The organism is Caballeronia zhejiangensis (genome assembly GCF_000698575.1).
GTDB lineage: Bacteria > Pseudomonadota > Gammaproteobacteria > Burkholderiales > Burkholderiaceae > Caballeronia > Caballeronia zhejiangensis.
Map to the genome: position 1 here is coordinate 1 of NZ_JFHD01000048.1, position 15,133 is coordinate 15,133.

The following is a 15,133-nucleotide window of genomic DNA, read 5'->3' on the forward strand; positions in this document are numbered from 1 at the left end:
GGCGGCGGAGGCTTCCGCCGTTGATGATCGATTCCATCGTCAAACGCCGCGAATGCGGCGAACGCCAGATCCAGGAGCCCGACATGAAACCATTCGCCTCATCGAAGAAGCTCGTCCTGCGCGCGTTCGCGGTCGCGTCGCTCGTGCTCGGCGCGTCGCTCGCGCACGCGCAGGCCGTTTATCCGACGCCCGAAGCGGCGGCGCAAGCGTTCACCGACGCCATCGCCACCAACGACGAAGCCGCGCTCGCCAAAGTGCTCGGCAAGGACCATCGCCGATATGTGCCCGAAGGCAGCATCGGCCGGGAGGATATCTACGCGTACCTCGGCGCGTGGGCGCAGCAGCATCGCATCGTCGAGGATGCGCAAAAGGTCGACGGACATCCTTCAGCGCGCATCGAAGCGGGCACGGACGGCTGGACGCTGCCGATTCCGCTCGTCAAGGTCGCGAACGGCTGGCGCTTCGACATGCGCGCCGCGCGCGACGAGCTGCTGACGAGGCGCATCGGGCGCAACGAGCGATCGGCGATGCAGGTCGCGCTCGCGGTCGTCGCCGCGCAGGACGACTTTCGCAAGACGGCGGGGCGCTACGCCGACCGCTTCGTGAGCACGCCCGGCAAGCACGACGGCCTTTACTGGAACACGGCGCCGGGCGAGCCGGAAAGCCCGCTCGGTCCGCTTGCCGAGACGATGCCGAACAAGCCGACCGACAAGGACGGCTACTACGGCTATCACTACCGCATTCTGACGTCGCAAGGCTCGAACGCACCGGGCGGCGCGAAGAACTATCTTCAGGACGGACGGCTGACGCAGGGTTTCGGCGTCATCGCGACGCCCGCGCGCTACGGCCAGACGGGCGTGATGACGTTCATGGTCAATCAGGACGGACAGATCTACGAGAAGGATCTGGGCCCGGCTTCCGCAAGCAAGGCGGCGGCGATCAAGTCGTTCAACCCGGATTCGTCGTGGAAGGTGGTGACGCCCTGAGCGGGCGCGGGGTGGCGCGCGGCTCAGGGCGAGAGGACTATTGTTTCGTCAACTGGCCGTAGGCATAACGAAGTTCGTTCAGGTTATGCACGTTGTACAGAACCGTTCGGCGATAACCATTGCTGCCGGTGATCGGCACGAACAGAATGGCCGCGTTGCCGGTATAGGTCGTGCCGGCGGGCACCGAGCAGGAAGTGGCGGGCGCCACGCTCATCGTCACGGCGTACATGTTGCGATTGCTGCCGGGCGTCGCCAGCAACATTTTTCCGCTGACGTCGCAACCGCTTAGTTTGCCTGTGAAAGAGCCGTCGTCGGCGATCGTCAGCGACGTCGACGATTGCGTCCAGGTGCCCGCGACGCTCTGCTGCGTGACACTCAATGCGTTCGCTGCATCGTAGTTCGACGAGAACTCCGTGGTCGCTCCATTCGCGACGTAGCTCCCGCTGAAAGTGTTTCGCGGCGAGTAGGTTCCGCTTCCCGAGTTCGTCGGATACGCGAACAGCATGTTGTTGAAAGACAGACCGGACGTCAGCGTCCAGGCCTGCGGCGAGTATGAGATGACGCCATAGAGTGCGCTGGTCACGATCGACCCGATCGCATTGAGCGACGAGATATTGCCGTCCGGATCGACTAGCGCGATGGTGCGGTTCGTCAGCGAATTCGTCGTCCAGATTCCTTCGGCGTTCGTTCCTGTTTGCGCCGTCGATCCTGCTTGCGGATTCGCGAGGCTCGGCAGTGCTTCCCCCACCGTTGCCGGCGAAGACGCCGCAGCAGGCGCGCTGGCGCTGGTCGGCAAATCTGTCGAAGGGACCGTCGACGACGCCGCGCTGGCCGGTGCGGCCGCGGCGGGCGCGCTGGCGGGCTGACGGTTCTCATCCGCGCCGCCGGAGCCTCCGCCACCGCAGGCGGAAAGCAAAACGACACTGCTAAACGTCAATGATATGACTGCACATTTTCCGAAAGACATTCTTGATTTTCTCCTGCAAGCATCGGTAAATAACGCGGCAGGGAGTATCCCGGAAGAACGGTGGTTTACTGGTAAGCGGCAAGTAATTTGACAAGCGCTGGGCGAAGACTCATCGGCACGCAGCGGATCCGAGATTCTGGTTTCACGTCGGTGACCCGCCGAGACTCCCGAGCGCGCCCGGCGGTATAATTTCGCCCTTCCCAAGGGCGCATTTGCCGCACAGCGGCCAAGCAAGCGCCCAGCACCTTGCGCGAGCGCCGCGCACCGTCGCCGATCAGAGCGGCGGGCACGGCGTCGGCTTCACGCCCTCGCGCGCCCTCGCCCATCCTCGATCCGATTCGCCATGACCGCCCAACTCATCGACGGCAACGCCCTATCCAAGACCCTTCGCGCCGATGTCGCCCGGCGCGCCGCCGCCCTCTCCGCCCGTGGACACAAGCCGGGCCTGGCCGTCGTGCTCGTCGGCGACAATCCGGCGAGCGAAGTCTACGTGCGCAACAAGGTGAAGGCCTGCCAGGACAACGGCCTGCACTCGGTGATGGACCGTTTCCCCGCGACGCTCGCCGAACACGAACTGCTCGCGCACATCGAAAAGCTCAACGCCGATGCGTCGATCCACGGCATCCTCGTGCAACTGCCGCTGCCCGCCCACATCGACAGCCACAAGGTCATCGAGGCGATCGCGCCGGAAAAGGACGTCGACGGTTTTCACGTCGCCAATGCGGGCGCGCTTCTGACCGGCAAGCCGCTCTTTCGCCCGTGCACGCCCTACGGCGTGATGAAGATGTTCGAAGCGCACGGCATCGACCTGAAAGGCGCGAACGCCGTCGTGATCGGGCGCTCGAACATCGTCGGCAAGCCGATGGCGCTGCTCCTGCTCGAAGCGGGCGCGACCGTCACGATCTGCCACAGCAAGACGCGCGACCTCGCCAAACATACGCGCGACGCCGATGTGATCGTCGCCGCGGTCGGCCGCCGCGACATCCTCACCGCCGACATGGTGAAGCCGGGCGCGACGGTCATCGACGTCGGCATGAACCGCAACGACGAAGGCAAGCTGTGCGGCGACGTCGATTTCGCGGGCGTGAAGGAAGTGGCGGGCTATATCACGCCGGTGCCGGGCGGCGTCGGCCCGATGACCATCACGATGCTGCTCGTCAACACGATCGAAGCGGCCGAGCGCGCGGCGCAGGCTTGAGCGGCGCGGGGCGGCCGCGGGTTGTAGGGGAATGCCGGGCATTGCCTTAATCGGCCCCTTAAAAACAAACGATTGGAATTTGCCGCGCCCGCCCCAATAATCTCCGAACGAGCCGGCGCGGGGCGCGACACCCGTGCGGCGTCATCCAACATCAGCACGGGAGAGCCATGAGCGATACCACGTCAGCCATCACGTCCGAAGCGGCAGCGGCCAATCCGCTGCTCGACTTCTCCGATCTTCCGCGTTTCGGCGAGATTCAGCCGGCGCACGTCACGCCCGCGCTCGATGTGCTCCTTGCCAATGCCAAGGCCGCCGTCGACCGTGCAAGCGCGCCCGAGACGCCTGCGACGTGGAAAGACGTCGTCGAGGCCGTCGAGCAGGAATCGGAAAAATTGTCGCGCGCGTGGGGCATCGTCGGCCATCTGAACGCCGTCGCCGATACGCCCGAACTGCGCGCCGCCCACGCTGAAAACCTGCCGCGCGTGACCGAATTCTCGGCGAGCGTCGGACAGAATCTCGCGCTCTACGAAAAGTACAAGGCGATCGCCGCCGGTACCGAATTCGCGGGCTTGTCGGCCGAGCGCAAAAAAATACTCGAAAACTCGCTGCGCGATTTCCGTCTCTCGGGCGCCGAATTACCCGAAGACCGCAAGCCGCGTTTCGCGCAGTTGCAGGAAGAACAGGCGGCGCTGTCGAAGGCGTTTTCGGATCACGTGCTCGATTCGACCAACGCCTATGCGTACATCGTCACGCAGAAGAGCGATCTCGCCGGTCTGCCCGACGACGTGATCGAAGCGGCCCACGAAGCCGCGCAACGCGACGGCAAGGAAGGCTGGAAGTTCACGCTGCATTTCCCGTCGTATTTCCCGGTGCTGCAGTATTCGGAGCATCGTCCGATGCGCGAGGCGATGTATCGCGCGTACGTCACGCGCGCGTCCGAACTCGGCGCGACCTATGGCAACGGCAAGGCCGAATGGGACAACACGGCAAACGTCGTCGAGCATCTGAAGCTGCGCGAGGAAGAAGCGAAGACGCTCGGTTATCAGAACTTCGCGGAAGTGTCGCTCGCGCCGAAGATGGCGGAATCGCCCGCGCAGGTCATCGCGTTCCTCGAAGACTTGGCGAAGCGCGCCCGCCCCTACGCCGAAAACGACTGGATGGAACTGCGCGCGTTCGCCGCGACCGAGCTCGGCATGCCCGAGTTGCAGCCGTGGGACATCGCGTACGCGGCGGAGAAGCTGCGTCAGAAGCGCTATTCGTTCTCGGAAAACGAAGTGAAGCAATACTTCCCGCAAGAAGCCGTGTTGAAGGGTCTCTTCAAGGTGACGGAGACGCTCTTCAACGTGTCGATCCGCCGCGACGAAGCCGCCGTGTGGAATCCGGACGTGCGCTTTTTCCGCGTCGAGAACAAGGACGGCACGCTCGTCGCGCAGTTCTATCTCGACCTCTACGCGCGCGAAGGCAAGCGCGGCGGCGCATGGATGGACGACGCGCGCTCGCGTCACAAGCGCGGCGAAGGCGGCGTGCAGACGCCGGTTGCTTATCTCACCTGCAACTTTTCGGCGCCGGTGGGCGGCAAACCCGCATGCTTCACGCACGATGAAGTCATCACGCTGTTCCACGAATTCGGGCATGGGCTGCATCACATGCTGACGCGCATCGACGAACTGGGCGTGTCGGGCATCAACGGCGTGGAGTGGGATGCGGTCGAACTGCCGTCGCAGTTCATGGAGAATTTCTGCTGGGAATGGGACGTGTTGACCGACATGTCCGCGCACGTCGAAACCGGCGCGCCGCTGCCGCGCGAACTGTTCGACAAGATGCTCGCCGCGAAGAACTTCCAGAGCGGTTTGGGCACGCTGCGCCAGATCGTCTTTTCGATGTTCGATATGGTGCTGCACACGTCCTACGATCCGGCCAACGCGACGCAGAACGTCAACGATCTCGCACGCGCGATCAACGAGAAGTTCCATGTGATCCCGCAGGCGCCCTTCTCGCGCTGGCCGAATACGTTCAGCCATATTTTCGCGGGCGGGTATGCGGCGGGGTATTACAGCTACAAGTGGGCAGAAGTTTTATCCGCCGATGCGTACGCCGCGTTCGAGGAAGCCGCGAAGGCCGGAAGCGGTTCGGTGCTCGATGCGACCACGGGTACGCGTTATCGTCGCGAGATTCTGGAAGTCGGCGGCAGTCGTCCGGCGATGGAATCGTTCAAGGCGTTCCGTGGGCGCGAGCCGGATATCGACGCGTTGTTGAGGCATAACGGGATGTCGGGCGCGACGGTGCATTGACGTCTCCTGCCGATTGATGCGAAAACCCGGTCCGCGAGGACCGGGTTTTTTTTATCGCCTCTCAATCCTGAAATCCACCTCCCCCGGCCTTCCTTCCAGCGCCAGCGTCGCACGCACGGCCGGACTCCGGCTCACCACCTTCCCGCGCCTGACAACAACCGTTCGCGCCGCCCGCAGCCGAATAGCTTCGACAGGATCGCGCGCATCCAGCACCACGCAATCCGCGTTGCAGCCCACTTCGATGCCATACCCTTCGAGCCCGAGAATCCGCGCAGGATTTTTCGTGACCGCATCGAAGCACGCGCGCATCGCGTCGACGCCCGTCATCTGCGCGACGTGCAAGCCCATGTGCGCGACGTCGAGCATGTCGCCCGAACCCAGGCTGTACCACGGATCCATCACGCAGTCGTGCCCGAACGCGACCGTGATGCCCGCCGCCATCAGTTCCGGCACGCGCGTCATGCCGCGCCGCTTCGGGTAAGTATCCGAGCGCCCCTGCAACGTGATGTTGATGAGCGGATTCGCGATTGCATTCACGCCCGCCTCGCGCATCAGCGGAATGAGCTTGCTGACGTAGTAGTTGTCCATCGAATGCATCGACGTGAGATGCGAGCCGGTGACGCGTCCATGCAAGCCGAGCCGATGCGTCTCCGCAGCGAGCGTTTCGATGTGGCGCGACATCGGATCGTCGGACTCGTCGCAGTGCATGTCCACGCGCAAGCCGTGCTCCGCCGCGTATTCGCACAGCAGTTTCACCGATGCCGCGCCGTCCGCCATCGTGCGCTCGAAGTGCGGAATGCCGCCGACGACATCGACGCCCATCGCGATCGCGCGCTTCAGATTGTCGAACGCGCCCGGGCTGCGCAACACGCCGTCCTGCGGAAACGCGACAAGTTGCAGATCGAGATACGGCTTCACGCGCCGTTTCACTTCGACGAGCGCTTCGACGGCCAGAAGCCGCGGATCGCACACATCGACGTGAGAACGGATCGCGAGCAATCCGCGCGCGACGGCCCAGTCGCAGTACTGCAGCGCGCGCTCGACGAGCGCTTCCTGCGTGAGATCCGGCTTCAATTCACCCCATAGCGCGATGCCTTCGAGCAGCGTGCCGGACGCATTCACGCGCGGCAGGCCGTAGGAAAGCGTCGCGTCCATATGGAAGTGCGCGTCGACGAAAGGCGCGGTGACGAGCGAGCCGTTCGCATCGATTTCCTCGCGCGCGGTGGCCGCAAGATGCCGCTCGATCGCGGCGATGCGCCCCGCCTCCATGCCGATGTCGACGAGTTCGCGCGAGTGAGCGAGCGCCGCGCGGCGAATGATCAAATCCATGTGCGAAACCTCCGTGCCGGGCTGTTCGTCCGATTGTATCGGGACATAAAAGCCGTGCGGAGGCGCGATTCAACCCGTCAATCGATGACGGCCGACGATCGCGAAACTGAGCGGCAGCGAACCGCGCGGCATCGTGCGTTCCGTCGTGCGCTCCGTCTCGTGCGCAAGCGGATGCGCGTCGAATACGCCGAGGCGATTGCCGCTGTGCGAACCGCGTCGCGCGAGATGCGGCATGCGATGACGCACGCGCGCGCCGCCGGGAAAACATATCGCGTAGCTGTCGAAGCGCCCGCCGTCTTCGGTGCGCTCGATCCAGCCGACGCCCGCCGCGACGCCGCTTTCATCGACGGCGGCGGCGATCGCGTGAATCGACGGATCGTCGAACGGATCGGCGCGCGAATCGTCGATACCCGAAGGGGAAAACAGCGCGAGCCACACGCCTTGGCGCGCGGCATAGGCGAGCTTTGCGGCGATGAATCGACAGTCGAGCGCGGCATCGCCCTTCCGCGATTCGAGCGCGATGACGGCGACACGAAACGATGCGGCATCCAAGTGGAACTCCCGATGTGACGAGTGAGTATTCTCATTGAAGCGCTCGGCAATCGATAAGTAAAATGAATGTTTCGACGTGTTCGATCGCCAAATGGAATTAAAACTCCTGCGCTCCTTTCTCACCATCGCCGAATTGCGTCATTTCGGCCGTGCCGCCGAAGCGCTGCACTTGAGCCAGCCTGCGCTCAGCAAGCAGATTGCGTCGCTCGAAGAAAGCCTCGGCGCGCGCCTCTTCGAACGCGGACGCCACGGCGCGGATCTGACGACGTTCGGCGCGGGCTTCATCGGCGATGCGCAAGCGCTCGTGCGCGACGCCGACGCCGTGCTGGCCCGCGCACGCGAAGCCGCGAGCGGCGCGCGCGGATTTCTGCGCGTCGGCTTGTGCCTGTCGACGCTCACGCATGTGCCGAAGCTGATCGCCGAATTCGGCGCGCTGAATCCGGACGTGAGCATCACGCTGCACGATCTCTCGTCGCACGAACAGACGCGCCGCATCCTCGCGAACAAGCTCGATGTCGGATTCATGCGGATGCCCGCGAGCGCCGGGCTTTCCGGCTTCACCGTGCTCGATGAAACGCTCGCGCTCGCCGTGCCCGAGCACACGCGCTACAAGCGTCTGCCCGCGAATCTGAACGAACTGAACGAACCGGGATTCATCGCGCTGTCGCGTGGCCGCGGGCCGGGGCTTGCGGCGCAGATCGATCGCTGGTGCGCGGAGCACGATTTCGCGCCGCGCGTGATTCAGGAAGCGGACGATATCCAGTCCGTGCTCGCATCGGTGGCGGGCGGCGTGGGCGCGGCGTTCCTGCCATCGCGCGCGCAGTACTTGCTGCGCGATGCGCGCGTGCTGACATTGCGCGATCGAGCGGCGCGCTGGCGCGTCGGACTTGCATGGCAAGACGAACGCGACGACACCGTCACGCGCCGCTTCGTCGCGTTCATGAAGGCGCGCGTGAAAGACCTGAAGGCGCGCGCTACGCTCGACGCGTGAGCTTGGCGAGCAGCATCGCTTTGACGTCGGGCCATTCGTCGTCGATGATCGAAAAGCGCACCGAATTGCGCTTGCGGCCATCGGGCATGATGCGCTCGTGCCGCACGATGCCTTCCTGTTTCGCGCCGACGCCGAGTATCGCCGCGCGCGATTTCGCATTGAGCTCGTCGGTGGTGAACTGCACGCGCACGCAACGCATTGCTTCGAACGCGTGCGCGAGCAGCAGAAACTTCGCTTCCGTGTTGATGCCCGTGCGCTGCGTCGATGCCGCGAGCCACGTATGTCCGATTTCGAGCTTGCGGTTCACGCGGTCGATCTTCCAGTAACGCGTGCTGCCGACGACGCGCGCATCGCTGGCGCGCACGATCACGAACGGCATCACGGTGCCGGCATCGCGGCCCGCGAGGGCGGTGTCGATATAACGATCGATGGTGTCTTCGTTCGGCACGACCGTCACGCTCAGATTCCAGAGTTCGCCGTCGGCGGCTGCATCGAGCAAGGCGGCGCGATCCTCGCGTTGCAGCGGACGAAGCTGCACGCGCTCGCCGTTCAAAGTCGGTTGGCTCATCGTTGGTTTTCAGTTTGCTCGTGAGCCGACATCATAATTCGCCGCGTCAGACATCGTCCGTTCCCGGCGCGGCCGCCTTGGAGTCGACATCCTCGTCGGGCGGCAATTCTTCGGGCGGCGCATCGTTGGCCGGCAGCGTGAACCAGAATCGTGCGCCGAGAATGCGCCCGTTCGCGTCCGCGCGATTCTCGACGCCGATGTGCCCGCCATGCGCCTCGACGATCGCGCGGCAGATGGCGAGACCGAGCCCGATGCCCGGTTGCGCCGATTCCTTCTCGCCGCGCGTGAACTTGTCGAAGAGACGGTTCTGCATGCCGGCCGGCACGCCCGGCCCTTCATCGTCGATGCACACGCGCACGAAGCGCGCATCGCCGTCGTGCGCGAGCGCCGCGCCGATGCGGATCGGCGTCGCGGGCGGCGTGTACTTCGCGGCGTTTTCCAGCAGGTTGGCGAAGAGACGCTCCATCAGCACGGCGTCGAGTTGCAGCAAGGGCAGGTCCGCCGGCACGCGCGTCTGTACGGGACGCCCGGCGAGCACGCGGCGCGAACTCGCGAGCGCGGCGCCCACGGTTTCTTCGAGCATCGACCATTGACGATTCAGCCGGATCGCGCCCGCCTGCAGACGCGCCATGTCGAGCAGATTGATCACGAGGCCGCTCATGCGCAGCGCTTCTTCGTGGATCGCGTGCACGAGTTCCTGCGATGCCTCGCTCTGGCCGCCTGCTTCCCGCGCCTCTTCCTCCAGCACCGAAGCGAAGCCGACGATCGACGTGAGCGGCGTGCGCAGATCGTGCGATATCGCGGATAAAAGCGAGTTGCGCAGGCGCTCCGATTCCATGTTGACGAGCGCGTCCTGCGCGATTTCGACGTAATGCACGCGTTCCAGCGCAAGCGCGATCTGCGACGCGAACGTTTCGATCATGCGGCGCTGCTCGGGCACCGCGAGTTCGGCTTCGCGCCCGGTCACGAGCGCGAGCACGCCGCGCGTGCGCATCGGCGCCTTGAGCGGGAGATAAAGCGCCTGGCTCGCGGGCAAGGTCTCGGTGCCGCGTCCCGCCGGTTTCTGCTGGTCATAGACCCATTGCGCGATGTCGAGATCGAGACGCGCGGCATCGAGCGTCACATCGGGATTCGGTTCGTCCACTTTCTGCCGCACTTTCTCGGCGGCGTCGGGCAGGAGCATCACGACCTTCGCCTGAAACACTTCGGCGACGTGGCGCGTGCCGATCTCGATGATCTGCTCGGTCATCAACGCGGCGCCGAGTTCCTTGGTCATCGCGTACATCGCGCCGGTGCGCCGCTCGCGTTGCGATGCGATGCGCGCCTCGCGCCGCAGGCTCGACGTCAGATGACTGATCGTGAGCGAGGTCAGCAGCATGACGAGGAAGGTCAGCAGATACTGCGTGTCCGTCACGGAGAAAGACAGCTCGGGCGGCACGAAGAAGAAGTCGAACGCGGCGACCGACAGAAACGACAGCATCACGCCGGGACCGCGCCCGAGCCGCACGGCCGCGAAGATCACGCCGAGCAGATACAGCATCACGAGATTCGTGATTGCGAACTGACGGGCGGCGAGCATGTCGGCGACGAGCGTGATGCCGCCGCCGATCGCGAACGCATGAAGATAGGCGCGCGGCGGCGAGTGCGCGCCGTCGCGCCAGGTGCCGAAGGCTTGCGTGATCCTGCGGCGTGGCTCGTCGCGTGTGCCGGTCGACACGAGCGTCACGTCGATATCGGATCCTTGCCGGATGATGCGCTCGCTCACCGGCCGAGCGATGAGACGCCGCCATCCCGCGCTCGCCGACGCGCCCGCCACGAGCTTCGACACGTTGCGCATGTGCGCGTAGTCGATGAGCGTCGCGGCGGCATCGGCGCCATCGAGCGTGACGGTTTCCGCGCCGAGTTCGGAGGCGAGCTTGAGCGCGTCGAGCGTGCGGCGGCGCTGATCGTCGGAGAGGCGCTGCAGCTTCGGCGTTTCCACGTACACCGCGAGCCAGTCGGCCTTGAGCGCCGTGGCGAGCCGCGCGGCCGCGCGCACGAGCGTCGCGCTTTCCGGTCCCGGGCCGATGCACGCGATGAGCCGTTCGCGCGCGCGCCAGATGCGTTCGATCGACTGATCGGCGCGGTATTCGCGCATTTGCGCGTCGACGCGATCGGCCGTGCGGCGCAAGGCGAGTTCGCGCAGCGCGATCAGATTGCCCTTGCGAAAAAAGTTGCGCACGGCGTGCTCGGCCTGCGCCGGCAGGTAGACCTTGCCTTCGCGCAGACGGTCGAGCAGTTCTTCGGGCGGCAGGTCGACGAGCGTGACTTCATCGGCGAGGTCGAAGATGCGATCGGGCACGGTCTCCCAGACGCGAATGCCGGTGATGCGCCCGACGATGTCGTTGAGGCTTTCGAGGTGCTGGACGTTGACGGTCGTATAGACGTCGATGCCCGCGTCGAGCAGTTCTTGCACGTCTTGCCAGCGCTTCATGTGGCGAGAGCCGTGCACGTTCGAGTGCGCGAGTTCGTCGACGAGGATGAGTTGCGGTTTTCGGGCGAGCGCGGCGTCGAGGTCGAATTCGGCGAGCAGACGGCCGCGGTGTTCGATGCGCGCGGGCGGGAGCGTTTCGAGGCCTTCGACCAGTGCAAGGGTTTCCTTGCGGCCATGCGTTTCGACCAGGCCGACGACTACTTCCACGCCTTCATCGCGGCGGCGGCGTGCGGCCTGCAACATCGCGAAGGTCTTGCCTACGCCCGCCGATGCGCCGAAGAAAATCTTCAGTCTGCCGCGCTCGCGTTTTTCTTCCTCGCGGTGGAGTTTGTCGAGGAGTTCTTCTGGGGTTGGGCGGGGCATGGTTTTTTTGGGGTTCTTGCTGGCGCTTGTTGTGGTGGTTCGCTTGCGATTTCGCCGGATCCCGTTTTCGTGTCGGTCTGTTAGCACTGCCCCTGTGCGGGGCGGCACTCACTTTCTTTGCTGCTGCAAAGAAAGTAAGCAAAGAAAGCAGCTCCCGATACGCCCGCGGTCACACGCAATTTGGGTAGTCCTCTCGTCCATCGTGGGCTGCCTAAAGAGTGCCCTCAAACACCTAATCGGGCTTGGCTCGCGCACGGTCTGTCACATCGCACCACACAACAAACTGGTTCAGCACCAAATAGCTCCAGCCCGCTTCGCGGCCGACCGGTCAATCGGGGATGCATTTGCTGCTTTACTAACGTCTCCATCTCTCCGCAAGTGCCGCACGTTGGTTTCCCTTGCATACCCGGCGGCAGCGCGTAGCGCTGTGCCGAAGCTCTTTCGTGCTGAACCAGTGTCCTTGGAAAACTAGCTCGTCAGACCGTGCGCGATCCAAGCCCCGTTATTGTGATGAGGGCACTCTTTAGGCGAGTGCCACCTTGGACGAGAGAACTACCCAAATTGCGTGTGACCGCGGGCGGTGACGAGCTGCTTTCTTTGGTTACTTTCTTTGCAGCAGCAAAGAAAGTGACTGCCGCCCCGCACAGGGGCAGTGCTGATAGACCGACACGAAAACGGGATCCGGCGAAACCAAGCCAAGCGCCCCCAACTACTCCCCATCCAACGCAAGATTCAATTTAAGCACATTCACCCGAGGCTCTCCGAGCACTCCAAACTGCCTCCCGCTAGTAGCTTGAGCGACAAGCGCTTCAACGCGAGCCACCGACATCCCCCGCGCCTTCGCGACCCGCGAAACCTGATACGCCGCAGCCGCCGGACTGATTTCCGGATCGAGCCCGCTCCCGGACGAAGTCACCAGATCGACGGGAACAGCCGCCTCATTCCCCGGATCGGCATCGTGCAAGGCGGCAATGCGCGCTTTGATCTCATCGGCGAGCGCCGGATTGGTCGGCCCGAAATTGGAGCCACTAGAACTCCCCGCGTTATAAGGATTCGGCGCAGTAGCCGACAAACGCCCCCAGAAATACCGAGGCGCATCGAACTGCTGCCCGATGATCTCCGAGCCCATGAGACGCCCATCGCGCTCGATCAAACTCCCATTCGCCTGATGCGAAAACGCCGCCTGTCCGATCGCGGTGACGACCGCCGGATACACCACGCCCGTCACGACAGTCAACGCGACGAACAACACCAGCATGGGACGCAACAGATTCTTCATGATGTTCAACTCCAGCCAAGAGCGGTAATGACCATATCGATGAGCTTGATGAACGGAAACGGCAACACGATGCCGCCCAGCCCGTAAATCAGCAGGTTCCGTCGCAACAACGACGCGGCGCCCAAAGCGCGATACTTCACGCCCTTCAACGCGAGCGGAATCAGAAACACGATGATGAGCGCATTGAAGATCACCGCCGACAGAATCGCCGACGATGGCGACGCCAGATGCATCACGTCCAGCACGCGCAACTGCGGATACGTCGTCGCAAACGCGGCCGGGATGATCGCGAAGTACTTGGCGACGTCGTTGGCGATGGAAAACGTCGTCAGCGAGCCGCGCGTCATCAGCATCTGCTTGCCAATCTCCACGATCTCGATGAGCTTCGTCGGGTTCGAATCGAGATCGACCATGTTGCCCGCTTCCTTCGCGGCCTGCGTGCCCGTGTTCATCGCCACCGCGACGTCGGCCTGCGCGAGCGCGGGCGCATCGTTGGTGCCGTCACCCGTCATCGCGACGAGACGCCCCTCGGACTGATGCGCGCGGATCGTCGCCAGCTTCGCTTCCGGCGTCGCTTCGGCGAGAAAGTCGTCGACGCCCGCTTCCGCCGCGATGGCAGCAGCCGTCAGCCGGTTGTCGCCCGTCACCATCACCGTCTTGATGCCCATCTTGCGCAGCTCCGCGAAGCGCTCCTTGATGCCGCCCTTCACGATGTCCTTCAGCTCGATCACGCCCAGCGCGCGCGTCGTATCGTTCACGCGCTCGGCCACCACGAGCGGCGTGCTGCCGCGCCGCGCGACTTCATCGACGGCATGCTGCACTTCCTGCGGAAACCGTCCGCCGCGTTCTTCGACGTAACGCTTCAACGCATCGGCGGAACCCTTGCGGATCTCCCGATTCGGCAGATCCACGCCGCTCATGCGCGTCTGCGCGCTGAACGCGAGAAAGGTCGCGTGCAACGTCGCCATGTCGCGCTCGCGGATATTGAAGCGCTGCTTCGCCAGCACGACGATGCTGCGGCCTTCCGGCGTTTCATCGGCGAGCGATGCGAGTTGCGCCGCGTCCGCGAGATCGCGCTCGGCCACGCCGGGCGCCGCCACGAACGTCGACGCCTGGCGATTGCCGAGCGTGATCGTGCCGGTCTTGTCGAGCAGCAGCACGTCGACGTCGCCGGCCGCTTCGACCGCGCGGCCCGACGTCGCGATCACGTTCGCCTGCATCATGCGGCTCATGCCCGCGACGCCGATCGCGGACAGCAGCCCGCCGATCGTCGTCGGAATCAGGCACACGAGCAGCGCGACGAGCGCGGTGATCGTGACGACGTGGCCCTGCTTCGCCGCCTCGACGGAGAACATCGAGAACGGCAGCAGCGTCGCGGTCGCGAAGAGCAGCACGAGCGTCAGCGCGACGAGCAAGATCGTCAGCGCAATTTCGTTCGGCGTCTTCTGACGCTTCGCGCCTTCGACCATCGCGATCATGCGGTCGAGAAACGCCTCGCCCGGATTCACCGATACGCGCACGACGATCCAGTCGGAGAGCACGCGCGTGCCGCCCGTCACCGACGAGAAATCGCCGCCCGACTCGCGGATCACCGGCGCGGATTCGCCCGTGATCGCGGATTCGTCGACCGACGCGACGCCTTCGATCACGTCGCCGTCGGCGGGAATCACGTCGCCCGCTTCGACGAGCACGACATCGTCGCGGCGCAATTCCGTGGACGTCGTGATGCGGATCGGCGATTTCGGATGCGGCTCGTTGAGCTTCTTCGCCATCACGTTGTGCTTCGCCTGGCGCAGCGATGCCGCCTGCGCCTTCGAGCGCCCTTCCGCGAGCGCTTCGGCGAAGTTCGCGAAGAGCACCGTGAACCACAGCCACAGCGCGATCGCGAGGATGAAGCCCGCGGGCGCTTCCGCCTGGCCGGCGAGCGCGGCGAGCCAGAGCACCGTCGTCAGAATGCTGCCGACGTAGACGCAGAACATCACCGGATTGCGCAACTGCGTGCGCGGCGCGAGCTTCCTGAACGAATCGACGATCGCCGGCTTCACGAGCGCCGGATCGAACATCGAACGTGCCGCTGTGCGCGCCTGCCCGAGATTCTCCGGGCGATGCAGCGGCGTTTGATTCTCTTGATTCATG

The 15,133-nt window shown here is 64.4% G+C and carries 12 protein-coding genes; 5 read left to right on the top strand and 7 right to left on the bottom strand.

The window, feature by feature from the left end:
- Nucleotides 1–83: 83 nt before the first annotated feature.
- Nucleotides 84–986 carry a DUF2950 domain-containing protein gene (locus BG60_RS32570; RefSeq protein WP_241484920.1) on the top strand — a complete coding sequence of 301 codons (903 nt, stop codon included), beginning with the start codon at nt 84–86 and terminating at the stop codon, nt 984–986.
- 37 nt (nt 987–1,023) lie between these two features.
- Here the strand turns inward: BG60_RS32570 and BG60_RS39800 are convergent, their stop codons facing one another.
- On the bottom strand, nt 1,024–1,569 hold the full coding sequence (locus tag BG60_RS39800) for a hypothetical protein (protein WP_241484921.1): 546 nt from the start codon (nt 1,567–1,569) through the stop codon (nt 1,024–1,026).
- 55 nt (nt 1,570–1,624) lie between these two features.
- Here BG60_RS39800 and BG60_RS39805 point away from each other — a divergent pair, with 55 nt between their 5' ends.
- The 3 genes from BG60_RS39805 to BG60_RS32585 all read left to right on the top strand — a co-directional run bounded on the left by BG60_RS39805 (nt 1,625) and on the right by BG60_RS32585 (nt 5,442).
- Nucleotides 1,625–1,852, top strand: a complete 228-nt coding sequence (locus BG60_RS39805; protein ID WP_235366345.1) for a hypothetical protein — start codon at nt 1,625–1,627, stop codon at nt 1,850–1,852.
- A gap of 444 nt (nt 1,853–2,296) precedes the next feature.
- A complete protein-coding gene (gene folD / locus BG60_RS32580; RefSeq protein WP_034474083.1) occupies nt 2,297–3,151 on the top strand; it encodes a bifunctional methylenetetrahydrofolate dehydrogenase/methenyltetrahydrofolate cyclohydrolase FolD in 855 nt (284 codons plus the stop codon).
- 167 nt (nt 3,152–3,318) lie between these two features.
- A complete protein-coding gene (locus tag BG60_RS32585) occupies nt 3,319–5,442 on the top strand; it encodes a M3 family metallopeptidase (protein WP_034474086.1) in 2,124 nt (707 codons plus the stop codon).
- A gap of 51 nt (nt 5,443–5,493) precedes the next feature.
- Here BG60_RS32585 and BG60_RS32590 read toward each other — a convergent pair whose 3' ends face one another.
- Together BG60_RS32590 and BG60_RS32595 are read right to left on the bottom strand one after the other, a co-directional pair.
- Nucleotides 5,494–6,771 (bottom strand): amidohydrolase family protein, encoded by a 1,278-nt coding sequence (locus BG60_RS32590; protein ID WP_034474088.1) that lies wholly within the window; start codon nt 6,769–6,771, stop codon nt 5,494–5,496.
- A gap of 69 nt (nt 6,772–6,840) precedes the next feature.
- On the bottom strand, nt 6,841–7,323 hold the full coding sequence (locus tag BG60_RS32595; RefSeq protein WP_051996805.1) for a carbon-nitrogen hydrolase family protein: 483 nt from the start codon (nt 7,321–7,323) through the stop codon (nt 6,841–6,843).
- A gap of 91 nt (nt 7,324–7,414) precedes the next feature.
- On the opposite strand from BG60_RS32595, the gene BG60_RS32600 reads away from it, so the two are divergent.
- Nucleotides 7,415–8,314 carry a LysR family transcriptional regulator gene (locus BG60_RS32600; RefSeq protein WP_034474095.1) on the top strand — a complete coding sequence of 300 codons (900 nt, stop codon included), beginning with the start codon at nt 7,415–7,417 and terminating at the stop codon, nt 8,312–8,314.
- Here BG60_RS32600 and BG60_RS32605 read toward each other — a convergent pair.
- The 4 genes from BG60_RS32605 to kdpB form a co-directional block, all read right to left on the bottom strand.
- A complete protein-coding gene (locus tag BG60_RS32605) occupies nt 8,298–8,882 on the bottom strand; it encodes a GNAT family N-acetyltransferase (protein WP_008350495.1) in 585 nt (194 codons plus the stop codon). The genes BG60_RS32600 and BG60_RS32605 overlap by 17 nt on opposite strands.
- 46 nt (nt 8,883–8,928) lie before the next feature.
- Nucleotides 8,929–11,718: a sensor histidine kinase gene (locus BG60_RS32610; protein ID WP_034474096.1), complete on the bottom strand. Its 2,790-nt coding sequence runs from the start codon at nt 11,716–11,718 to the stop codon at nt 8,929–8,931.
- Nucleotides 11,719–12,427: 709 nt separating this feature from the next.
- A complete protein-coding gene (kdpC, locus tag BG60_RS32615) occupies nt 12,428–12,997 on the bottom strand; it encodes a potassium-transporting ATPase subunit KdpC (protein WP_008350499.1) in 570 nt (189 codons plus the stop codon).
- A 5-nt stretch (nt 12,998–13,002) separates the two neighbouring features.
- Nucleotides 13,003–15,132, bottom strand: coding sequence for a potassium-transporting ATPase subunit KdpB (gene kdpB, locus BG60_RS32620; RefSeq protein WP_051996808.1), 2,130 nt, complete (start codon nt 15,130–15,132; stop codon nt 13,003–13,005).
- Between the last annotated feature and the right edge of the window lies 1 nt (nt 15,133).

Coding starts and splice junctions, on each gene's coding strand:
- BG60_RS32585 (WP_034474086.1), top strand. CDS start 3,319: ATGAGCGATACCACGTCAGCCATCACGTCCGAAGCGGCAGCGGCCAAT.
- kdpC (WP_008350499.1), bottom strand. CDS start 12,997: ATGAAGAATCTGTTGCGTCCCATGCTGGTGTTGTTCGTCGCGTTGACT.
- BG60_RS32610 (WP_034474096.1), bottom strand. CDS start 11,718: ATGCCCCGCCCAACCCCAGAAGAACTCCTCGACAAACTCCACCGCGAG.
- BG60_RS32605 (WP_008350495.1), bottom strand. CDS start 8,882: ATGAGCCAACCGACTTTGAACGGCGAGCGCGTGCAGCTTCGTCCGCTG.
- BG60_RS32590 (WP_034474088.1), bottom strand. CDS start 6,771: ATGGATTTGATCATTCGCCGCGCGGCGCTCGCTCACTCGCGCGAACTC.
- BG60_RS39805 (WP_235366345.1), top strand. CDS start 1,625: ATGGTGCGGTTCGTCAGCGAATTCGTCGTCCAGATTCCTTCGGCGTTC.
- folD (WP_034474083.1), top strand. CDS start 2,297: ATGACCGCCCAACTCATCGACGGCAACGCCCTATCCAAGACCCTTCGC.
- kdpB (WP_051996808.1), bottom strand. CDS start 15,132: ATGAATCAAGAGAATCAAACGCCGCTGCATCGCCCGGAGAATCTCGGG.
- BG60_RS32600 (WP_034474095.1), top strand. CDS start 7,415: ATGGAATTAAAACTCCTGCGCTCCTTTCTCACCATCGCCGAATTGCGT.
- BG60_RS32570 (WP_241484920.1), top strand. CDS start 84: ATGAAACCATTCGCCTCATCGAAGAAGCTCGTCCTGCGCGCGTTCGCG.